Origin of the sequence: Aeromonas sp. DSM 116730, assembly GCF_046581335.1 — a bacterium.
Lineage (GTDB): Bacteria > Pseudomonadota > Gammaproteobacteria > Enterobacterales > Aeromonadaceae > Aeromonas > Aeromonas rivipollensis.
In genome coordinates this window covers 589,833-611,043 of sequence record NZ_CP144265.1, presented here as the reverse complement: position 1 = coordinate 611,043, position 21,211 = coordinate 589,833, and the positions used below count along the sequence as shown (strand labels likewise).

The 21,211-nt window shown below is 63.3% G+C and carries 21 protein-coding genes; 6 read left to right on the top strand and 15 right to left on the bottom strand.

Going from position 1 to position 21,211, the window contains the following annotated elements:
* Positions 1 to 217 precede the first annotated feature (217 nt).
* Both cysQ and nudE read right to left on the bottom strand, forming a co-directional pair.
* Entirely contained in the window at positions 218 to 1,030 is an 813-nt protein-coding gene (gene cysQ / locus Aeroheme_RS02990; protein ID WP_106885762.1) for a 3'(2'),5'-bisphosphate nucleotidase CysQ, read from the bottom strand.
* Positions 1,031 to 1,071: 41 nt separating this feature from the next.
* Positions 1,072 to 1,680, bottom strand: coding sequence for an ADP compounds hydrolase NudE (gene nudE / locus Aeroheme_RS02985; RefSeq protein ID WP_162520147.1), 609 nt, complete (start codon positions 1,678 to 1,680; stop codon positions 1,072 to 1,074).
* Positions 1,681 to 1,826: 146 nt separating this feature from the next.
* On the opposite strand from nudE, the gene yrfG reads away from it, so the two are divergent.
* The gene (gene yrfG / locus Aeroheme_RS02980; RefSeq protein WP_411166658.1) at positions 1,827 to 2,495 is read left to right on the top strand and encodes a GMP/IMP nucleotidase; all 669 of its coding nucleotides are present in this window, start codon (positions 1,827 to 1,829) and stop codon (positions 2,493 to 2,495) included.
* A gap of 216 nt (positions 2,496 to 2,711) precedes the next feature.
* Here the strand turns inward: yrfG and tyrS are convergent, their stop codons facing one another.
* The gene (tyrS, locus tag Aeroheme_RS02975; RefSeq protein ID WP_411166657.1) at positions 2,712 to 3,980 is read right to left on the bottom strand and encodes a tyrosine--tRNA ligase; all 1,269 of its coding nucleotides are present in this window, start codon (positions 3,978 to 3,980) and stop codon (positions 2,712 to 2,714) included.
* A 145-nt stretch (positions 3,981 to 4,125) separates the two neighbouring features.
* Between tyrS and Aeroheme_RS02970 the strand changes: the two genes are divergently transcribed.
* Positions 4,126 to 5,031, top strand: coding sequence for a helix-turn-helix transcriptional regulator (locus tag Aeroheme_RS02970; RefSeq protein ID WP_411166656.1), 906 nt, complete (start codon positions 4,126 to 4,128; stop codon positions 5,029 to 5,031).
* A gap of 48 nt (positions 5,032 to 5,079) precedes the next feature.
* Here the strand turns inward: Aeroheme_RS02970 and exeN are convergent, their stop codons facing one another.
* The 12 genes from exeN to exeC form a co-directional block, all read right to left on the bottom strand.
* Complete coding sequence (gene exeN, locus Aeroheme_RS02965) at positions 5,080 to 5,838, bottom strand: GspN family type II secretion system protein ExeN (RefSeq protein ID WP_168235852.1); 759 nt, start codon at positions 5,836 to 5,838, stop codon at positions 5,080 to 5,082.
* A gap of 97 nt (positions 5,839 to 5,935) precedes the next feature.
* Positions 5,936 to 6,427, bottom strand: coding sequence for a GspM family type II secretion system protein ExeM (exeM, locus tag Aeroheme_RS02960; RefSeq protein ID WP_106885752.1), 492 nt, complete (start codon positions 6,425 to 6,427; stop codon positions 5,936 to 5,938).
* Positions 6,424 to 7,608: a GspL family type II secretion system protein ExeL gene (exeL, locus tag Aeroheme_RS02955; protein ID WP_411166655.1), complete on the bottom strand. Its 1,185-nt coding sequence runs from the start codon at positions 7,606 to 7,608 to the stop codon at positions 6,424 to 6,426. Before exeL ends, exeM begins: the two co-directional genes overlap by 4 nt.
* Positions 7,609 to 7,726: 118 nt before the next feature.
* A complete protein-coding gene (gene exeK, locus Aeroheme_RS02950) occupies positions 7,727 to 8,737 on the bottom strand; it encodes a GspK family T2SS minor pseudopilin variant ExeK (RefSeq protein WP_106885750.1) in 1,011 nt (336 codons plus the stop codon).
* A 189-nt stretch (positions 8,738 to 8,926) separates the two neighbouring features.
* Positions 8,927 to 9,571 (bottom strand): GspJ family T2SS minor pseudopilin variant ExeJ, encoded by a 645-nt coding sequence (gene exeJ, locus Aeroheme_RS02945; RefSeq protein ID WP_393938092.1) that lies wholly within the window; start codon positions 9,569 to 9,571, stop codon positions 8,927 to 8,929.
* Between the two features lie 71 nt (positions 9,572 to 9,642).
* Positions 9,643 to 10,023, bottom strand: coding sequence for a GspI family T2SS minor pseudopilin variant ExeI (exeI, locus tag Aeroheme_RS02940; RefSeq protein ID WP_276309246.1), 381 nt, complete (start codon positions 10,021 to 10,023; stop codon positions 9,643 to 9,645).
* Positions 10,024 to 10,058: 35 nt separating this feature from the next.
* Positions 10,059 to 10,610, bottom strand: a complete 552-nt coding sequence (gene exeH / locus Aeroheme_RS02935; protein WP_393937944.1) for a GspH family T2SS minor pseudopilin variant ExeH — start codon at positions 10,608 to 10,610, stop codon at positions 10,059 to 10,061.
* 35 nt (positions 10,611 to 10,645) lie between these two features.
* Entirely contained in the window at positions 10,646 to 11,077 is a 432-nt protein-coding gene (exeG, locus tag Aeroheme_RS02930; RefSeq protein ID WP_106885747.1) for a GspG family T2SS major pseudopilin variant ExeG, read from the bottom strand.
* 239 nt (positions 11,078 to 11,316) lie between these two features.
* Positions 11,317 to 12,537: a GspF family T2SS innner membrane protein variant ExeF gene (gene exeF / locus Aeroheme_RS02925; protein WP_106885746.1), complete on the bottom strand. Its 1,221-nt coding sequence runs from the start codon at positions 12,535 to 12,537 to the stop codon at positions 11,317 to 11,319.
* A gap of 1 nt (position 12,538) precedes the next feature.
* Positions 12,539 to 14,044, bottom strand: coding sequence for a GspE family T2SS ATPase variant ExeE (gene exeE / locus Aeroheme_RS02920; RefSeq protein ID WP_025328344.1), 1,506 nt, complete (start codon positions 14,042 to 14,044; stop codon positions 12,539 to 12,541).
* Positions 14,044 to 16,101, bottom strand: coding sequence for a GspD family T2SS secretin variant ExeD (exeD, locus tag Aeroheme_RS02915; RefSeq protein WP_168235855.1), 2,058 nt, complete (start codon positions 16,099 to 16,101; stop codon positions 14,044 to 14,046). Before exeD ends, exeE begins: the two co-directional genes overlap by 1 nt.
* 21 nt (positions 16,102 to 16,122) lie before the next feature.
* Positions 16,123 to 16,974, bottom strand: coding sequence for a GspC family type II secretion system variant ExeC (gene exeC, locus Aeroheme_RS02910; RefSeq protein ID WP_326490439.1), 852 nt, complete (start codon positions 16,972 to 16,974; stop codon positions 16,123 to 16,125).
* 217 nt (positions 16,975 to 17,191) lie between these two features.
* Between exeC and hslR the strand changes: the two genes are divergently transcribed.
* From hslR to Aeroheme_RS02890, 4 genes are all read left to right on the top strand, one after another.
* The gene (hslR, locus tag Aeroheme_RS02905) at positions 17,192 to 17,590 is read left to right on the top strand and encodes a ribosome-associated heat shock protein Hsp15 (RefSeq protein ID WP_106885742.1); all 399 of its coding nucleotides are present in this window, start codon (positions 17,192 to 17,194) and stop codon (positions 17,588 to 17,590) included.
* A gap of 105 nt (positions 17,591 to 17,695) precedes the next feature.
* Entirely contained in the window at positions 17,696 to 18,580 is an 885-nt protein-coding gene (gene hslO, locus Aeroheme_RS02900; RefSeq protein ID WP_162520149.1) for an Hsp33 family molecular chaperone HslO, read from the top strand.
* A 149-nt stretch (positions 18,581 to 18,729) separates the two neighbouring features.
* Positions 18,730 to 20,355 carry a phosphoenolpyruvate carboxykinase (ATP) gene (pckA, locus tag Aeroheme_RS02895; protein ID WP_163147135.1) on the top strand — a complete coding sequence of 542 codons (1,626 nt, stop codon included), beginning with the start codon at positions 18,730 to 18,732 and terminating at the stop codon, positions 20,353 to 20,355.
* Between the two features lie 173 nt (positions 20,356 to 20,528).
* Positions 20,529 to 21,194, top strand: coding sequence for a GntR family transcriptional regulator (locus Aeroheme_RS02890; protein ID WP_411166654.1), 666 nt, complete (start codon positions 20,529 to 20,531; stop codon positions 21,192 to 21,194).
* The last annotated feature ends 17 nt before the right edge of the window (positions 21,195 to 21,211 follow it).

The following is a 21,211-nucleotide window of genomic DNA, read 5'->3' as shown; positions in this document are numbered from 1 at the left end:
ACTATTGGTCGATTTTTTATTTCGGCCAATTCTAAGTTTTCAGAATTACCTGAAAATAGATGCCAGCGCTTTTGGTTTAGCTGTGATGATCCACTACAGCAATCCATTAAAGTAGCGAATACACCTGAATATGCCGTTGCAAGCCAGCGGATCACACCAGGCAATCAGGCGGCCACGAGGCCGCCTGATTGGATGATTCGGCTACATTTCAACCGGCTCAGTGAGTCAGGATCTTGCCCCAGGCGAGATCCGGGTCCCCCATGACGATGAAGTCAGGGTTCTCCAGCGACTCGGTTTCGTTGTAGCTGAGCGGCTGCAACGCCAGGCTGAGGATGCGCCCCCCCGCCGCCTCGACGATGCACTGGGCGGCGGCGGTGTCCCACTCGCCGGTGGGGCCGAGCCGCACATAACAGTCTGCCGCCCCTTCCGCCACCAGGCAGGACTTGAGGGAGCTGGAGCCAAGCGGGATCAGCTCGTAGTTGATGGCCGGGTTGAGGCGGCGGGTCAGGTTTTCCAGCTTCTGGCGGCGGCTGATGGCCACTACCAGGGAGTCGGGCTGGTCGTGCTCATGGTGCATGGCGCTGATGGGATGCACCTCGCCGTTCACCTCCTTGAAGGCGCCGTGGCCGCGCACCGCCCAGTAGAGCACGTCGGCCTCGGGGGCATAGATGACACCAAGCACGGGGACATTGTCCCGCACCAGGGCGATCAGGGTGGCGAAGTCACCGCTGCCGGCGATGAACTCGCCGGTGCCGTCCAGGGGGTCCACCAGCCAGTATTGCCGCCAGTTGGCACGCTGGCTGAAGGGCACATCGGCCGCCTCTTCGGTCAGCACGGGCACATGGGGGGTGAGCGCCGACAGCGCCTGCTTGAGGTAGGCATCGGCAGCAAGATCGGCACTGGTGACCGGGGTCGCATCCTCCTTCAGCTGACGCTCGAACTGACCGCCGTGATAGATTTCGTGAAGGATACGCCCCGCTTCGCGGGCTATCTCCTTGACCCCAGGTATCCAGGCCAACAACTCCTGCATCTTGTTATCCTCTGTTTTTATTACCTTTGCCCAGGCTTGGGCTAGCTTTCCTGCTCCGCCAGCCATTTGCTGGCCAGCAGCAGGGCACTGATGCTGCGCGACTCGGTGAAGTCGGGTCGCGCCAGCAATTCGTCGATGCGATTGAGGGGCCAGGGGATCACCTCGAGGGGCTCGGGCTCATCGCCGATCCGCTGCTCGGGGTAGAGATCCCGCGCCAGCAGTATGTCCATCCTGCTGGAAAAATAGCCGGGAGCCAGGGAGACCTGCTTGAGGGGAATAAGGTCACGGGCCCCGAAGCCCGCCTCCTCCATCAGCTCCCGGTTGCCCGCCTCGAAGGCATCTTCGCCGGGATCGATCAGCCCCTTGGGAAAGCCCAGCTCGTAGGAGTGAGTGCCCGCCGCGTATTCGCGCACCAGCAGCAGGGTGTGGGCATCGAACAGGGGCACCACCATGACGGCGCCTCTGTTGCCGCCGCGCATCCGCTCGTAGACCCGCTCCTCCCCATTGCTGAATTTCAGATGCAGGGATTCCACCTTGAACAGCCGACTCTCGGCCACCAGCTCGGCCTTGATGATCTCCGGCTTGCGCTTGTCATGGGCCATGGCCTCGACGCGGACGTGTTCGGGTTTGCACTTGTGGGGGTCACTCATCGGGGCTGACTGCTCGTTAAAAAAGAGTACTTCAAGAGTAAACGACTCCCTGAGGGAACACCACGGGGCAAGGGCCGGAAAGGTGCCTGAAAAATCCGTTATAATGCGCCCCGTTTTCCCCACCCAGTCCGACACAAAGAGGCCCCATGCCCACCCCACTGCCCTGGCACCAGATAGACACAGTTCTGCTCGACATGGATGGCACCCTGATCGACCTTCATTTTGACAGCCACCTCTGGCAGCAGCTGGTGCCGGAGCGCTACGCCGCGCGCCTCGGCCTGCCGCTGGCCGACGCCAAGGCGCAGATCGAGGCCCACTATCAGGCCGTCAGCGGCACCCTAGACTGGTACTGCGTCGATTACTGGAGCAAGACCCTCGGGCTCGACATTCGCGCCCTCAAGCAGGAGATCCTGGACAAGATCCAGTGGCGGCCCCATGTCATCCCCTTCCTGGCCGCCCTGCGGGCGGCGGGCAAGCAGCTGGTGCTCTTCACCAATGCCCACCCCGCCAGCCTGTCGGTGAAGGATGCCCGGCTCGGCCTCGCCGAGCATCTGGATCTTATGGTGAGCACCCACGAGCTCGGCTGGTCGAAGGAGAGCCAGAACTGCTGGCAGGCGCTGGCCGAGCGACTGGCGTTCGATCCGGCCCGCACCCTGTTTGTCGATGACAGCGAGCGGATCCTGCGCGCCGCCGCCGACTACGGCATCGGCTATCAGCTCGCCATCCAGAACCCGGACAGCCGCCAGCCGGAGCAGCAGATTACCGCCTTCCCGGCGATCCGCGACTACGCCGAGTTGCTGCCGCTGACTACTTGATACCGATACGGGGACAGGATTCACCGCCCTCCCCGATGTATTCCGTGACTACGCCGAGTTATTGCCGCTGGCCGTGTGAGCCGAAGGAGATACAGGCAACCTGGCACAGCTTCCATTCCTTCCACGATGATGCCGGGTGGCTGCCCGCTGACCCACCGGGCAGCGGACAAACAAAAGGGCTGCCTGGGCAGCCCTTTCTCATTGATGTCGGGCGAGCTAGTCCACCCACTCCACCAGCCGGTACTGTTTCTTGCCCCGGCGCAGCAGCAGGTAGCGGCCAAACAGCCGATCCTCTGCACTTAGCTGCTCATCCTGCCTTGTCTCGCCGTTGAGGCTGATGGCGCCTGCCGCCAGCAGCTCGCGGGCCACCCGCTTCGAGCTCGCCAGGCCGCTCTCGACCAGCAGGGTCACCAGATCTGTGGCTCCCTCGATGCGACTGCAAGGCAGGCCATCCTGGGCCAACTGGGCGAGATCGCTCTCGCCGAGGCGGGCCACGTCGCCGCTAAACAGCAGCTCACTGATACGCTGCACCGCCGCCAGCGCCGCCTTGCCATGCACCAGTTCGGTCAGCTCGTTCGCCAACACCTGCTGGGCCTGCTTGCGCCCCTGCCGCTGGGCATCTTCCGCCTCCAGCGCGGCAATCTCGGTCAGCGACATCAAGCTGTAGTAGCGCAGGAAGCGGTAGACATCCTCATCCGCGGTACCGAGCCAGAACTGGTAGAAGGCGTAAGGGGAGGTGAGCGCAGGATCCAGCCAGACCGCGCCCCCCTCTGTCTTGCCGAACTTGGTGCCGTCCGCCTTGGTGATGAGCGGCAACGTCATGCCGTGGACCTGGGCCTGATGGAGGCGGCGGGTGAGATCCATGCCACTGGTGATATTGCCCCACTGGTCGTTGCCGCCAATCTGCAGGGTGCAGCCGAGCCGCTGGTGCAGCACCGCAAAATCGTGGGATTGCAGCAGGGCGTAGGAGAACTCGGTGAACGAGATGCCCTGATCCGGGCGGGCCAGTCGCTGGCGCACCGATTCCCGCGCCAGCATGGCGTTGACCGAGAAGTGCTTGCCGATATCCCGCAGAAAATCGAGGGCGGACATCTGCCCCATCCAGTCGGCGTTGTTGACCAGCACAGGTGCCGCCAGCCCCTCGCTCGCGGGCAGCAGCGCCCGGATCTGGGCCGACAGGCTGGCCACCCAGCCCTGCACGGTTTCGGCGCTGTTGAGGCTGCGCTCGGTCGCCTTGAAGCTGGGATCGCCGATGAGGCCGGTGGCGCCGCCCACCAGGGCCACCGGGGTGTGACCCGCCAGCTGGAAGCGGCGCAACATCAGGAGCGGCACCAGGTGGCCTATGTGCAGGCTGCCGGCGGTGGGATCGAAGCCGCAGTAGAGGGTGCGCGCCGTGGCGAGGTGGGAGGCCAGGGCCGCCGGGTCGGACATCTGGGCCACCAGGCCACGCTCAGTCAGGTCGGTGAGCAAATGGAGGTCGATCATGGGGTCTCCAACAGCAGGGGAAAGTCGCCATACTCGCCGTTCTGGCCCGTGGCAGATATGTCCCCCAGGGGACTGTTTTGCCACTCTCATGCTAGCATCCCGCCCATATCGGGGAGCCTGTCCCCGCCACCCGGAGCCCGTCGCCATGAGCCAGCCCCTCGCCACAGATTCGCTGACCCCGAGCCTGACCGCCGTCGTCGATGCCCTGCACAGCCCGGCCTTTGCGGCAGCCCTGGTGCGCCTCATCCAGCAGCAGGTAGCGTTCGACTGCGCCCTGCTGCTCGGGGTGGGGCAGCGGCCCGTCTACCTCTACGACAACCTCAACCATCAGCGAGCCCTGCTGTTTGACAGCTACCTCACCAGTCACTTCAGTCAGGATCCCTTTATGCAGGCGCTCAAGGACGGCCTCCCCGCCGGAGTCTGGACCCTGGCGCAGGTGTCAAAGGGGCGTCTGGATCCCGAATACCGCCACCACTTCTATCAGGCCACCGGCTGGCAGGAGGAGGTGGGGCTGATCCTGCCGGTGCGCGGCGGTCTCACCCTGATGCTGTTTCTGGGCCGCCTCGACAAGCGCCAGAGCCTTCGCCGGGAGGAGCGCGCCAGGCTGGAAGCCTTGTTCCCTCTGGTGCATTCCCTGTGCCGCCAGCAGTGGCGGGAGGCGGTACCGCTGCTGGCCCAGAGCGCGGCGACGAGGGCCACTGATAGTACGGCGAAAAGTGCTGCGAAGAGTACGGCCAAAGATAGGGTGCAAGGCGTAGCGGCCAGCCTGGACGGCGCCAGCCTCAAGGCCGCGGTGGAGCAGGCGATGACCAGCGTGGGTGGGGACAGGCTCACCCGCCGGGAGCGGCAGGTGGCGAGCCTGCTGCTGCAGGGGCTGGATACCGAGGCCATTGCCGCCAAACTCGGCATCGGCAGCGGCACCGTTAAGAATCACCGCAAGCACCTCTACGGCAAGCTGCGCCTCGGCTCCCGGGCCGAGCTGTTCAGCCTCTTTCTCAACCACCTCATCACCAGGCCCCTGAGCGGCGCACCAGAGACGCCCGCCCCATAACGACCACACCCCGCCGAAGCGGGGTGTGGTCTGCCAAGAACAGCGCCCTCAGATCCGGCCCTGATAGCGCAGCGGGAAGCGACCCTGACCATCGGGCTGGCCGAGGAAGGGCAGCCCCTGCTTCATCTGGTCTGGCAGTGCCGGGCCCGGCTTGAGAGTGCCCTGGAACAGATATTGGCGATTGGCCTGCAACTCCAGCTTGCCCTGCACCTGCACCGCCTCCGAGCCCTGCTTGAGCTCGGCCACCAGACGGGAATCGAGACAGGTCAGTTTGAGCTCGGGATCCCCCAGCAGCAGCTTGCCCGCCGGGGTGTCGGCCTCGGCGCCGTACCAGTTGAGGTTGCCGTAGAGCTCCTCACACCAGGGCTTGCCCTGGGCGAACTGATCGACCTTGAGTTGCAGCTGACCCGCCGCAGTCAGGGGGAAGGGCAGGCGCGTGGGCACCCGCGCCAGCAGCCAGGGAGCGGGGGCGTTGAGGGTGATGTCACGACCGAAGGCGGCGCCATTCCAGCCGATCACCCCCTGACCGTTGAGGCCGGCGCGATCGCCAAAACGCACCGACACCTCGGGAGCCAGCCGCAGCAGCGACCAGCCGTCGAGCTCCCAGCGCAGTTGGGTCAGGGACTCGCTGGCATATTGCAGCCGGGCAATCTGGCCACTCCAGAGGGTACCGCTCACCCCCTCCAGCTGCACCAGGTTGGGGGGCAGTGGCAGATGGCGAACCACCAGGGTGGCTGGCAACGTCACCAGCAGGAAACCGAGATAGGCCACCAGAAACAGGGCGGCGATCAGGACTTTTTGTTTCATAGAACAGGACTCGACTGCAAGGATCCGGCCCGGGCCAAGCCTGGAGCCAACACGGAACGCCATGCCAAAAACCGGACGGCGCTCAGTACGTTTGGTGTCATTGGGGACGGCTCAGTTGCAAACGCCTGACCTTGACCAGGCCGGGCGCCAGCCCCTCCCGGGCCACCTCTATGATCTGCACCTGGACTCCGTACTGATCAGAGAGGGTTGCGAGCCAAAGCAGCAGATCCTCGAACGGGACTGTGTCTATCCACACCTGCAGCTCCTGCCCCTGGGGTTGCAGCCGGGCTATCTTGATCTTCTGGTTGAAGGCGGTACGGTTCACCACCCCGTCCAGGGTGCCGCTGGTGTCGATCTGGCGGCCTTGGCCCCCCTGCATCGCCAGCACCTCCTGCCCCTTCTCTTTCAACCAGGCGAGCGTCTGCTGCTGGTTGGCCACCTGCCGCTGCCGCTCGTCGATGCGATTGGCGACGGGCTGCCAGATGACCCAGTAGCAGAGCCCGATCAGCAGGGCGCAACCCCCCACCGCCACCAGCCGCTGTTCGCGGGGACTGATGCCACGCCACCAGCCTTGCAGTTTGTCCATCATGATGATTTCCCCTTCAGCACCAGCGCCCCTTCCACCTTGCCCTCATGGCTTCGCACCTCACCCTGCTGCACCTCGAAGCGCTTGCCCGCCAGCTCGCGAAAACGCTCTATCTCGGTGAAACCGGGGGCCGTGACCTGCAACCTGAGCTCGCCCCTGGCCGCGTCGAAACGCATCACTTCGGGCTTGAGACCGGGCACCTCGGCAAACACAGGCGCCAGCTCGGTCAGCAGCAGCAGGACCCCACCCTGCGGGGACTGCCCCAGGGACTTGAGGTGCTGGTTCATCTGGCTGCGAACGTTGACGATCCGGGTCTCCCCCGGGAAGATCCGGGTATAGACCTGCCGGATCTCGGCCTTGAGGGCCTTGTCCTGCTCCGCCAGTTGATAGAGCTGCACCCCGCGCTGGGCCAGGGCCACCAGCAGCAGTATCCCCGCCAGCACCGCCACCTTGCGCCACTGCAACCAGTAACGGCCGTATTCGGTCTGGGGTCGATAGGGCCCCTGCAACAGGTTCGCCTGGCAAGCGATCGCCCCTTTCGCCAGCAGCAGCATGGGCAGTTCGGGATCCGCCGCCTGCCAGTTGGCGGCCGCGATGGCGGGAGCCGGGGTATGGCTATGGATGGTGACGGGTTCGGCCTGGGCCGCCAGCAGCATGGCCAGCAGCGGCTCGTCGGCGACTATCCCCTGGACGGGGCCCTGGCGGATCAGCCACTCGGCGCCGAGTTGCAGGGCAGACCACCCCTCGGCGGCGGGCGGCAGGGCCAGCACGTCCGGCAGCAGTTGCAGGGTCTTGAGCCCCGCCTGCTGCAGCCACGCCAGCCACTCCTGCATCTTCGCCTTGTCCACCGCCATCAGATCCACGTCCTGCCCCTGATGACCCAGCACCACCAGATGCAGCTCATCCACGTCGGAGGCGATCTGCTCCTCGAGCAGATAGGGCAACGCCGCCGCGGCCTGACGACTGTACTTGCCCGGCAGGCTGACCCGCCGGAAGATGAGATCGCTGCCGGGCACCAGGGTCACCACGTGGCGACCACCGGCACGCTCCTGCAGCTCACCCAGGGCATGGGCCGAGGCCAGGGTGCCGGAGGCGATGATCTCCTGCTCCTGCGTCGACCACACCAGCCAGTGCACCGGCTGCTGCGCATTGGTCCCCAGACGGATGACCAGACTCTCGCTCACAAATAATTCTCCTGCCATGCCCGCCAGCATCCTCGTCGATGGGCGGGGCCGCAGCCGTCGGCTGCAGTCCAGATATAAGGGGCGGGACAGAGGGGGCCAGAGGCCTGCCATCTCCCTGTTATTCGGCACCGTCGTTCAGACGGCGCAGCATCACCAGCTTGTTGTCCTTGCCGCGCTGGAAGACAGTCTCCAGCCGGGCCCGCACATCACCCACCTCGGCCAGCAAACGAGCCTCGAAGAAGCTGCTCTTGATGTCCAGCGCACCGTCCAGCCCAGTGATGCTGCCCGGTTGTATCGACAGCTCATCCGTCATCTCCTTCTTCTCCTTCCACCCCTTCTTGGGGCGGTTGGTCAGCACCCGCTTGGCGTCGTCCAGCCCTATCTTGCCCTGGTAGAGCCCCACCAGCAGGGCCGCCTGCTCCGGCTTGATGGTGTTGATGTTCACCACCAGCTTGTCGTTTGGCAGGGTGCACACATAGGGGGCGAGACGGGCGTAGAGCTCGCTGCTCACCCCGCGCACGGCCCGCAATTCGTCCGTGCCCAGCAACCACTGGTTCGCCACCAGATAGGGGGGATTGAGCCCCTCGTAATAGGCATCCTCGGCCCCGTTGCTCGAGACCAGCTGGGTATTCTTGTCGGTCCAGTCGCGGATGGCGTCGGTGAGCTGCACCGCCTCGTACTCATCCACCTCCAGCGCCTCGAGCAGCGCCCGGAACGCCTTGAACTGATAGGGCTGGGCATCGAGGTCATCGCCGCTCTCCCCTTCTTTCAGGGCCAGGCTCAGGCTGTTGAGGTTGAAACAGGATTGCAGATCCCGCACCCGCCCGGACAGGGTGCCGTCATCCACCGGGAAGACCGCATCCTGCCGTGCCCAGTTCTGACCCAGGTTGACCACATCGGGGTCATCCTTGAAGTCCTGGTTGAGCACCTTGATCACCAGCGCCTCCGCCGACATGGCATACCACCAGGCCTGCTTGCCAGCCGTGAGGTTGCTGGTCCGGCGCAGCTCCAGCTGCAACCGGCCGCTCATGTTGCTGGCGATGATCACCATCACCGACAGAATGAGCAGCACCACCAGCAGGGCCATGCCCCCTTGCCGGCCGGGGCGGGAGCGACGCCTAGCTGCCATTGTCAGCTCGCTGGCCGCCGGCCTCGATCAGGAACTGGCGACGACCAAGGGTACCGTTATCCGTTGTGACGAATAGAGGGAAACACTGATCAGTTTTCATTTGTCGCCCTCTGACCGCCGGCCCCGATCAGGAACTGACGACGACTAAGGGTACCGTTATCCCCCATGATGGCCGGAGAAAAATGACGCTTAATTGCCATTGTCCGCCCTCTGGCCGCCGGCTCCGATCAGGAACTGACGACGAATGGTGCCGTAATCCGCCAGATCCAGCTCCACCGCCAGCCCATAGGGCAGCAGGTCGCGCTGGGTCCACTCCTCCTTCCACATGCCCTTGTCGTAGAAATAGAGCCGCAAGGCCGTCACCCCGGTCAGCACGGGCTGAATACGCGGCTCTGTGCCGATCGCGGGATCCGGATAGAGGTAGCTGAGCCGCTCCAGGGTCTGCTCCTTGAGTCGCCAGCCCACCCGCTGCAAGCCGGAGCGCGGCAGCATGCCGTCCGGATTGAGCCAGCCGCCACGGATGAAGGCCATGCCCCAGTCATCGCTCTGCTGGCCGAAGCGGGAGGCCGCCAGCAGCACCTTGTTGTTCTCGCCGTCGATACGGCCGCTGCGCGGCACCATCTGGGTGATGTCCCGCTCCAGCAGGCTGAAGGCGAGCTGCAGCTCGGAGAGGCGAACCTCCTTGCGCTTGGCCACCTCGTCGCTGGTGAGCACCCCCTGCAGCACCTGATAGGCCCCCATGCTGAGGCTGGCGAAGATGGCAATGGCCACCAGCATCTCAAGCAGGGTAAAGCCGGCCTGGCGGACAGAGCGTCGGCCTGAGGTCACCGACATGGGCGATGGCCGCAGCAACATCTCAAGCAGGGTAAAGCCACTATGGCGGGAAAGGCGAGTGTTGCTCGGGATCATCGGCTGATATAGGTCCGCATCATGGCCACAGGGCTCTCTGCCTTGGGCGCGGTGCGCACCTCCACGTCCAGGGCCTTGAAGTTGTTGTCGCTGGTGGCGACGCCACGATAGCGCCAGTACCAGGTCTGCCCGGCCATCTCCTCATCCCCTTCCACCCAGCTGTCTCCCGGCCACTTGCCCTCGAGCTTCTGCTGCACCAGCTGGTTTTCCACCACCCAGGTCGCCAGAGTCTTCTGCTCCAGGTAGTTGAGGCCGGAGAGGTGCTCGCTGGCGGTCTTCATCACCGCAAGGCCGGCGATGGCAAATACCGCCAGCGCCACCATGACCTCCAGCAGCGTCATGCCGCGCGCCCTGGCGGGCCCGCCCGCCGGGGCGATGCTGCGAACTCCCTCGCCGCCTGCGCTGGTGCCCGTCACTCTTCTTCCTCTTCGTCTTGCAACAGGGAGAGGCGACCGAACTCGTCCCCCTTGAGGGTGCGCAGGTAGCTCAGATCCTCGTCCTGCTGGCTCAGGGTCAGCACGAAGGGGGTGAGCTCGCCCCCCGGAAAGATGAAGATCTGGGGCGTGCGCTCCTTCTCGTCGCGGCCCTGTTCGCTCTTCTCGTCCGATTCGGTGCGCCAGCTGAACCCCTCCAGCTCGACGGCCAGGGTGATCCCCTCCGGCAGTTGCACCGGCCCCAGCAGCTTGTCGCCGGTCAGTGCCTGCCACTTGCGATCCTTGGGGTTGCGGGACATAAACTGCCAGCCGCTCTCCTCGACTCTCAATCCCAGCAGCCGGCCATCCATCACCGAATACTCCTGCGCCTGTTGCAGGGTCGCCATGAGACGACGCGCCTGCTTGTCCAGCTCCCTGTCCCCCCTGGCGCCCCCCATGCTGAGGACGACGGCGGTGGCCACCAGCCCCATCAACATGGCGACCAGCAAGACCTCCAGCAGGGTGAAGCCCGCCTGACGATGGCGCCTCATGGGCACAGGATCCGGTTCAGCGGGCGCTCAGACACTTATTGGAAATCCTTCAGGTTCCAGTTGCCTATGTCGTCATCCGTCCCGGCTTCGCCGTCCAGCCCCATGCTGAAGATGTCGAGCTTGCCGAACTGGCCCGGGCTCAGCAGCTGGTACTGGTTGCCCCAGGGATCCTGCGGCAGGCGCTTGATGTAGCCCCCTTCCCGGTAGCTGCGCGGCTCAGGCGACGCGGTCGGCTTGTTGACCAGGGCATCCAGCCCCTGCTCTGTGGTCGGGTAGCGGTTGTTGTCCAGCTTGTACATGTCGAGGGCGTTTTCCAGCGCCACTATGTCGGAGACGGCTTTCTGCTGATCCGCCTTCTCCTTGTTGCCCATCAGATTGGGCACCACCAGACTGGCCAGGATCCCCAGGATCACGATGACCACCATGACTTCCAGCAGGGTGAAACCGGATTGACGACGCTTTTGCATGACTTACTCCCTAACGAAATGAGATGGCGCAGGCCATCAGAGATTGACCATATTGTTGGACCGCGATCGTCCGATTACGCCGCCACTGGGCTAATCGAACCTACGAGGTCGATTGAATTTGCAGGTTCGAATAACGAAGCGTATTCGGACGTCCGAACCTCACTCACAAATTGACCATGTTGTTCAGTTCGAGTGAGTTGACTGCAGGATCGACCGGCTCACGGCACCTGCGGCCAGCATCATAGATTCACCATATTGTTGAGTTCGAGGATCGGCTGCAGGATCGACATTACGATAAAGAGCACCACCCCGGCCATGGAGACCACCAGCATGGGCTCGAACACCCCGAGGGCGATATTCACCTGGGTTTCGAACTCCCTGTCCTGGTTGTCCGCCGCCCGCTCCAGCATGCTGTCGAGCTCGCCGCTCTGCTCGCCGGAGGCGATCATGTGCAGCATCATGGGCGGGAAAATCTTGGTTTCATCCAGCGCCTTGCGCAGGCTGGTCCCCTCCCGCACCCGCTCGGTCGCCTCGCCGATGCGGTGGCGGGCAAAGTCGTTGGAGAGCACCTCCCCCGAGATCTTCATCCCCTCCAGCAGCGGCACCGCGCTGGCGTTGAGGATGCTTAAGGTGCGGGCGAAGCGGGCGGTGTTGAGGCCGCGGCTGACCCGGCCGATGACCGGCAGGCGCAGCACCACCTGATGCCAGTGGCGGCGCCGTCCGGCGTCCGTGAGCCACCAGCGCCAGACCAGGCCACCGATGCCGAGCAGCACCAGGAACCAGAGGCCGTAGTGCTGCATCAGCTCGCTGGTACCGATGAGGAAGCGGGTGGTGGCGGGCAGTTGCTGGCCCATGTGTTCGAACTGGGCAACCACCTTGGGCACCACTGCGGTGAGCAGTATGGAGATGACGCCCACGGCCACCAGGGTGAGGACTATGGGGTAGATCATCGCCTGCAGCAGCTTGGTGCGCATGTGCTGGCGCTGTTCGGTGTAGTCGGCGAGGCGGTTGAGCACTTTCTCCAGGTGACCGGACTTCTCACCGGCCGCCACCATGGAGCGAAACAGCTGATCGAACACATGGGGGAAGGCCCCCAGCGAATCGGCCAGTGAGTAACCTTCCACCACCTTGCTGCGTACCGTGGCCACCAGGCTGCGCAGGTGGGCCTTCTCGCACTGCTCGGCCACTGCCCGCAGCGCCTCTTCTATGGTCAGCCCTGCGCCCACCAGGGTCGCCAGCTGACGGGTGATGAGGGCCAGCTCCGAGGTGGAGGCGCCACGGCGAAACAGCACGAAGCGATTGGCCTCCCGCTTCGCCTTCTCGGTGGTCTCGTTCACCTCGAGGGGGGTCAGCCCCTGCTCGCGCAGCAGCTGGCGCACCTGACGGGCGGAGTCCCCCTCCATCACCCCGGACTTCTGTCTGCCTCTGGGGTCGAGGGCCTTGTATTCGAACGCAGCCATCTTAGTCTTCCCGGGTCACGCGCAGCACCTCTTCGAGGCTGGTCTGCCCCTGGAGCACCTTGTCGATGCCGTCGCGGCGTATGCTGGGGGTATGGCCCCGGATCAGGCGCTCTATGGCCAGCTCGCCGCTGGCACTGTGAATCGCCTCGCGCACCGCCTCGTCGATCACCACCAGCTCGTGGATGCCGGTCCGGCCGCGATAGCCGGTGTGGTTGCACTGCTCGCAGCCCACCGGGCGCCACATCTGTTGATCCGGCGCCAGCTCTATGCCCATGGCGATCCGCTCCTGCTCCGAGATGGGATGCGGGGCACGGCAATCCGGGCAGAGGGTGCGCACCAGCCGTTGGGCCAGCACCGCCAGCAAGGATGAGGAGAGCAGGAAGGGCTCTATCCCCATGTCCCGCATCCGGGTGATGGCGCCGATGGCGGTGTTGGTGTGCAGGGTCGACATCACCAGGTGGCCGGTGAGCGATGCCTGCACCGCGATCTGGGCGGTTTCGAGGTCACGGATTTCCCCCACCATCACCACATCCGGATCCTGGCGCAGTATGGCGCGCAGGCCCCGGGCGAAGGTCATGTCCACCTTGGTGTTGACCTGGGTCTGGCCGACCCCTTCCAGGTCATATTCGATGGGATCTTCCACCGTGAGAATGTTGCGATCCCGGGAGTTGATCTCGGAGAGCGCCGCATAGAGGGTGGTGGACTTGCCCGAACCGGTCGGGCCCGTCACCAATATGATGCCGTGGGGCTTGCGGATGAGCTCGCTGATGATGTTGCGATTGGCCAGCGTCATGCCGAGCTGCTTGAGCTCGAGGCGCACGTTGTTCTTGTCCAGCAGTCGCAGCACCACCCGCTCGCCGTAGCTGGACGGCATGGTGGAGACCCGCACGTCGACGGCGCGGCCGCCGATGCGCAGTGAGATGCGGCCATCCTGGGGCACCCGCTTCTCGGCTATGTCCATGCGGGACATGACCTTGATGCGCGACACCAGCAAAGAGGCGAGCTTGCGATGGGGGCGCAGTATCTCCCGCAGCACACCATCGATACGGAAGCGAATGACCAGGGCCCGCTCGAAGGTCTCGATGTGGATGTCGGACGCCTCTTCCTTGATCGCCTCGCTCAGCATGGCGTTGATGAGGCGGATGATGGGGGCGTCGTCGTCGGCGTCCAGCAGATCCTCGCTCTGGGGCAGCTCTTCGGCCAGGGCGAAGAAATCCATCTCGTTGCCGAGATCCTCCATCAGCTGGCGCGCCTCGGAGGAGTCGCGCTGATAGTGGGCCATCAAGAGCGTCTCGAACTCGTCATGACCCAACTGCTCCACCGCGAAGGCGCAGCCCGCTACCCGGCGCACCTCCAGCAGGGTCTGCGGTGTCACCCCCTGACGGCAGAGCAGCACGGGGGCGCCCTGGCGTTCGGTCAGGATCACCCCGAAGTTACGGGCGAAGGCAAACGGCAGCTCGGGCAGTGCCGCCGGTTGCGCGACCCCGTCCAGTGAGTAGCTCGCCATCAGGGTTGACCCTGCACGAAGGGTTGCCCCTGCACCTGGGTTTTGGCCCCGGTGGCGGTGGACTGCTGCTGGGCCCTCATCAGGTCAATCTGCTTTTGCACCTCGGGGGAGAGCATCACATCCTGACCATAAGCCGGCAGCACCTGGCGGGGGGGCGAGGTGGCATAGCCCTCCTCGGCCGCCAGGTTCAACTGTTCGGCCCTGAACAGGGTGTACTTGTTGCTGGAGACCCCGGAATAGACGTTGGCATCGCGCAATATGGTTGGCCGGATAAAGACCATCAGGTTGCGCTTGGCCGTAGTGTTGGAGGTGGAGCGGAACAGGTAGCCCAGCACGGGGATATCCCCCAATATTGGCACCTTGGAGATCTGCTCCTTGGTCTGCTCGTCCATCAGGCCGCCCAGCACCACGGTTTCGCCGCTCTTGACCAGCACGGCGTTCTTGACGGTACGGGTATCGAAGGTGGGGCCCAGGTTGGCGGTACCCGTCGCCTGGGTCTGGGCCACGCTGGAGACTTCCTGCTCTATGTTGAGCAGCACAGAATCCCCTTCGTTGATCTGGGGCGTCACCACCAGCTTGGTGCCCACCGTCTTGCGCTCTATGGTGTTGAACACCTGGTCGCTGGTGGTGGAGCTCTGGGAGCCGCTCTGCACCGGCACTTCCTGGCCGACGTTGAAGGAGGCTTCCTTGTTGTCCATGGTGACTATGCTCGGGGTCGAGAGGATGTCGTTCTTGGTGTTGGTGGAGAGCGCCGTCACCAGCATGGCCCAATCCCCCTTGTAGAAACCGGCCGCCATGCCGCTGAAATCACCGAGCAGGTTCTCGAGCCCGTCGGTGTTGCCGTTGTCCTTGTAATCCTTGCCCGCGATGATGGCCGGCCCTATGGGCAGACCGGTATTGGTAAACTGGGTGCCGCCGCCGTTGGCGTTGCCCCACTGCACCCCGAGGTTGAGGCCATCGCCATCCTGGATTTCGACGATGATCGCCTCCACCAGCACCTGGGCGCGGCGAATGTCGAGCTTGGCGATGACCTGCTCCAGCTCGGCCATGACGTCCGGCTGGGCGGTGATCACCAGGGCATTGGTGGTCTCGTCGGCGGAGATGGCGAGCTGGCCGCCGCCTATGCTGGCGCCACCACCGGTGGCTGTGGTGGCCGCGCCGCCCTTCTTGTCGGCCGCTATGCTGGAGCTGACCCCCTTGAGCACGTCCACCAGATCCTTGGCCTTGCCATATTTGAGGTAGAAGACCCGGGTGTTACCCTGGCTCTGCAGATCCCGGTCGAGCTGGCGCACCATCTGGATGATGCGGGCACGGGCCTTGGGTTCACCGCTGATCACCACTGAGTTGGTACGCTCGTCGGCCACCACCTTGGGGGAGAGCAGCAGGGAGGCGTTGGTCCCCTGATTGCTGCCATCCTTGTTGAGGTTGGTCACCAGTCGCACCATCTCGCCGGCGGAGGCGAATTTCAGCTTGATGACGTCCATATCCTGATCACCCGCCTTGTCGACTCGGCGCACCACCTCGACCAGACGATTCACCACGGCCGCGCGGCCTGTGATGAGCAGCACGTTGGAGGGCTCGTAATGCACCACGTTGCCGCCACCGGCGTTGTCGTTGAGCTGGCGCAGCAGGGGCGCCAGTTCCCGTACCGAGACGTTGCGCACCGGCACCACCCGGGTCACCATCTCGTCACCCACGCCGGGGTTGCTGTCATCCACCACAGGGATGGCCGAGGTCTTGGCATCCTTGGAGCGCACCACCTTGAGCACGCCGTTGTTCATGGGCACCACGGCAAAGCCATAGACGTCGAGCACGCTCAGGAAGAACTGGTAGTACTGATCCTCATTGAGCAGATCGTAACTGCGGACGTTGATCTTGCCGCGCACCGAGGGCTCTATGATGATGGTCTTGTTCAGGTTCTTGCCGACCGTGTTGATGAACTCTTCGATGTCGGCATTCTTGAAACTGGCGGAATACTCGGTGGCCCAGGCAGAGCCAGCCATCATCAAGGCTGCCGCCACAGTGGCCAGACGCCAGCCCTTCCCTTTATTTATCATTCTTGGTGCTACTCCAATTCATTATTCTGACAAGCCGACATAGACGTCGTAGAGCTGTCCTTGCCGCTCGACGGTGACGGTCATTTCCGTGGCGCCCGCCACTTGCTGCATCGCCTGCATGGCCTGTGCGTTGTCCCGCAGATCCAGACCATTGATGCTGACCGCCAGATCGTTGGCGACCAGTCCGAGTTGATTGAACACTTCAGGATTGCTGCCCGGATTGAGGCGATAGCCGACCATGCGACCATCCACCCGGACCGGAGAAATATTGAGATAATCGGTGATCTTGCCAGGATTGCTCATCAATTCGCTGCGAACGGAAGAGAGCTCGGCCCCCTGTCGCGTCACCTTGGGCAGCGGCTTGCCGTACTCTTCCCCATCCAGCATCAGGGTCTCGTCACGGCCGTCCCGGGCTATGATGACCCTGTCGGCAAACACCTGACGGATCCTGGCCTGGGTGCCGTCGATGTAATCCCCTATGCCATAGGAGTTCTGCAGGCCGTTGTGGGCGATGATGGCGATGGACTTGCTGGGTTCTGTACTGGCCAGCACCCCGTTGAGCTGGGCATTGAGCTGGGTCTTGGGGGCATCGGCTGCGACGGCATCTGCCACCTTGTCGCCCTTGGGCTGCGGCGCCTTGCCAAACAGGGAGAGACGGCTGAGGTTGCCAAGATCGAGGCGGGCAGGTCCGGTGCCCTGGCCCGGAGTGACCGCAGGCTGCCAGGGCAGCGGCCGGGGGGATTGGGTGAGATCGAACAGACGCCAGGTGAGCACGGCGCACTGCTGGGCCAGCAACAGCAGCAGCAGCCAGAACAGAGGCTGGCTGAAACGGGAGAGTGGCACTGACTTGCAACGAGCCAGAAGGGAGCTCAACAAGTCATCCCTGAACGGTAGCGTCATCTTTATCAAAATATTCTGGCATCCAAATCGGTTGGCTATTGTGTACGGCAATGGACCCAGAGACAACCGACCGGATGGGATCAAGCTGTGAAAATTCAGATTCCGTCACACCCCGCCTCCCCCTGTTTCTATCCCGGGCCCTGCCTCTGGTATAATCAGGCTCCCTTTTCAGCCATCCCGGAGCCGATCCATGTCGAATCCAGCACAAAACAGCACTCAGGTCCGCCTCGACAAGTGGCTGTGGGCGGCACGCTTCTACAAGACCCGCAGCCTGGCGCGGGATCAGATCGACGGCGGCAAGGTGCACTACAACGGCCAGCGCAGCAAACCGGGCAAGGCCGTCGAGGTCGGCGCCCTCGTCCGTTTCTGGCAGGGCCAGGACGAACGGGAGGTGCGGGTGCTCGAGGTGAGCGAGCAGCGCAAGGCCGCCCCCCTGGCCCAGCAGCTCTATGAAGAGACCGAGGAGAGCCTGAAGAAACGGGCCCAGAACAGCGAGGCGAGGCGCTTCAACAGCCAGTTCGCCCCAAGCCCGGAGCGCCGCCCCGACAAGCAGGAGCGACGCCAGCTGATCAAGGTCAAGCAATACTGACTCGCCCTTGTGGCCCCTTTATGACGACAGGAGCGGGAATTAGTTCCTAACCACCTGTTTAACAATGTATTTATCTTTTCCCCCAGAAAACCCTAGGAAAGCATGATGAGTAACCAAGATCTCCTGTATCGCTATCTGTTCGAAGAGTACGAAGTCCGGGGGGAGCTGGTCCAACTGGATAGTACCTATCGTCACATCGTCGATGCCCAGAACTACCCGGTCCAGGTACAGAAACTGCTGGGTGAACTGCTGGTCGCCACCAGCCTGCTGACCGCCACCCTCAAGTTCGAAGGCTCCATCACTGTGCAGCTGCAAGGGGACGGTCCGGTGCGTCTGGCGGTGATCAACGGCGATCACAACCAGCAACTGCGCGGCGTGGCCCGCTATGAAGGGGAGCTGCCGACCGACGACAAGCTGCAGAGCCTGGTAGGCAACGGCCAGCTGGTGATCACCATCACCCCTGAAGAGGGCGAGCGCTATCAGGGCATCATAGCCCTCGAGGCCGACACCCTGGCGACCTGCCTCGAGCAGTACTTCGCCCAGTCCGAGCAACTCGCCACCCGGCTCTGGATCCGTACCGGCCATCACCAGGGCCAGCCCCGCGCTGCCGGCATACTGCTGCAGGAGCTGCCCGCCCGGAGCGAGGATCACGGCGCCGACTTCGACCACCTGATCCAGCTCACCAGCACCATCAAGGATGAAGAGTTGTTCGGTCTGGAGGCCGAAGAGATCCTCTACCGCCTCTACCATCAAGACAAGGTACGGGTGTTCGATCCCCAGGCGATCGAGTTCCGCTGCACCTGCTCCCGCGCTCGCTGCGAAGGGGCTCTGCTGCAGATAGAGAAAGAGGAAGCTGTGGCCATGGTGCAGGAGCTCGGCAAGATCGACATGCACTGCGATTACTGCGGCGCTCACTACCAATTTGATGGAATAGACATCGAAACCCTGTTCAGCGGGGCTCCCGGTAATGATGCAAACAAGTTACACTAAATAAAGGCGGGCAAAACCCGCCTTTAACTTAAATAACAAAAAAATACCCTATTTTATAAAGTTTGATGGCGATCGCTAAAAACTACCACCTAGGTAGTAGTATGGACGCCAGATAGAACCCTACACACCTCTGAACCCAGGAGAACATAATGACTATCGTGGTAGAACCCGCCCTGGCACAACAACTGAAACTGGACCAGTACGGTATCAAAAACAGCCAGGAAATCGTTCGCAACCCCTCCTATGAGCAGCTTTTCGCAGAAGAGACCCGCCCAGACCTGGAAGGATTCGAACGTGGCGTCGTTACCGAACTCGGCGCCGTCAATGTCAACACCGGCATCTTCACCGGTCGTTCCCCGAAAGATAAATATATCGTCAAGGACGGCACCACCCAGGATACTGTGTGGTGGTCTGACCAGGGCAAGAACGATAACAAGGCAATCACCCCGGAAGTGTGGTCAGATCTGAAATCCCTGGTGACCAAACAGCTCTCCGGCAAGCGCCTGTTCGTGGTGGATGGTTACTGCGGCGCCAACCCGGACACCCGCCTGGCGGTGCGCATCATCACAGAAGTGGCCTGGCAGGCGCACTTCGTGAAGAACATGTTCATCCGCCCGAGCGAGGAAGAGCTCAAGACCTTCAAGCCGGACTTCGTGGTGATGAACGGTGCCAAGTGCACCAACCCGAACTGGAAGGAGCAGGGTCTCAACTCCGAGAACTTCGTCGCCTTCAACATGACAGAGAAGATGCAGCTCATCGGTGGCACCTGGTACGGTGGCGAGATGAAGAAGGGCATGTTCTCCATGATGAACTACTTCCTGCCCCTGCGCGGCATCGCCTCCATGCACTGCTCCGCCAACGTGGGCAAGGATGGGGACGTGGCCATCTTCTTCGGCCTCTCCGGTACCGGCAAGACTACCCTCTCCACCGATCCCAAGCGCCAGCTCATCGGTGACGACGAGCACGGCTGGGACGACCACGGCGTGTTCAACTTCGAAGGGGGCTGCTACGCCAAGACCATCAAGCTCTCCAAAGAGGCCGAGCCGGATATCTACAACGCCATCCGTCGCGACGCCCTGCTGGAGAACGTGACGGTCGCCGCCGACGGCACCATAGACTTCGATGATGGCTCCAAGACCGAGAACACCCGCGTCTCCTACCCCATCTATCACATCGAGAACATCGTCAAGCCGGTCTCCAAGGCGGGTCACGCCAACAAGGTGATCTTCCTGACCGCCGACGCCTTCGGGGTGCTGCCTCCGGTCGCCAAGCTGACCAAGGAGCAGACCAAGTACCACTTCCTGTCCGGCTTCACCGCCAAGCTAGCCGGTACCGAGCGCGGCATCACAGAGCCGACGCCGACCTTCTCCTCCTGCTTCGGCGCCGCCTTCCTCAGCCTGCACCCGACCAAGTACGGTCAGGAGCTGGTGAAGCGGATGGAAGCCTCAGGGGCCGAAGCCTACCTGGTCAACACCGGCTGGAACGGCACCGGCAAGCGCATCTCCATCAAGGACACCCGCGCCATCATAGATGCCATCCTGGATGGTTCCATCGAGCAGGCGCCGACCAAGGTGCTGCCTATCTTCAACCTGGAAGTGCCGACCGAGCTGCACGATGTGAACCCGGCCATTCTCGACCCGCGCGACACCTATGCCAACCAGGCCGAGTGGGACGCCAAGGCCCAGGATCTGGCCCAGCGCTTCATCAAGAACTTCGAGCGCTTCACCGACAACGACGAAGGCAAACGCCTGGTCGCTGCGGGCCCGCAGCTGTAAGCTGCGCCCCGTCCAGGTGACAACCCCATACCGGTCAGCCCTGCTGGCCGGTATTTTTTTGACCAATACCCGACCTTTGGCCCCTGCCATGCCTTGCCTTGCCGACGGTTGCGCGTTAGATTCAGCCAAACTTTATACAATATACAATTTTGCAACCTGCCCGTGACTCAAGCATGACCCTACCCTACAAGACCCGAACCCAGATGGTGATGGAGAACCTCCGCGGCCGGATATTGCGTGGGGAGTTTCCCGCCGGCGCCCCCTTGCGCCAGGACGCCATCGCCAAGGAGCTGGCGGTGAGCCGCATTCCGGTGCGGGAGGCGCTGATGCAGCTGGAGGCGCAGGGGCTGGTGAAGTTCGAGGCCCATCGCGGCGCCGTGGTCACCATGCTGGACGCCTCGGCCATCGAGGAGCTCTTTTATTTGCGGGCGCTGCTGGAAGCCGATACCCTGTTCCACGCCGTCGACCTGATGACGGAGGAGACCTTCGCCAAGGCGCAAGCCATCCTGGCCCAGTTTGATCTGGCGCTGGAGTCCGGCACCCAGATCGAGCACTGGGCCGAGTTGAACCACCGTTTTCACGCCACCCTCTATCAGGCCGCCAATCGTCCCCAGGCACTGGATCTCATCGCCCAGATCAATCTGAGCTGCGATCGCTACGTGCGCTTCGAACTGCTGTTCGCCCAGGGCGGCGTGGACAAGGCCGAGCGCGAACACGCCCACCTGCTGGAGCTGTGCCGCGCCCGCCGCAAGCACGAGGCCGTGGTCCTGCTCAAGCAACATATCGAGGCGGCAGGCCAGTCGATCCGACAGATCCTGGCAAGCGGCCACAATCAGTGAACACTCACATCATCACA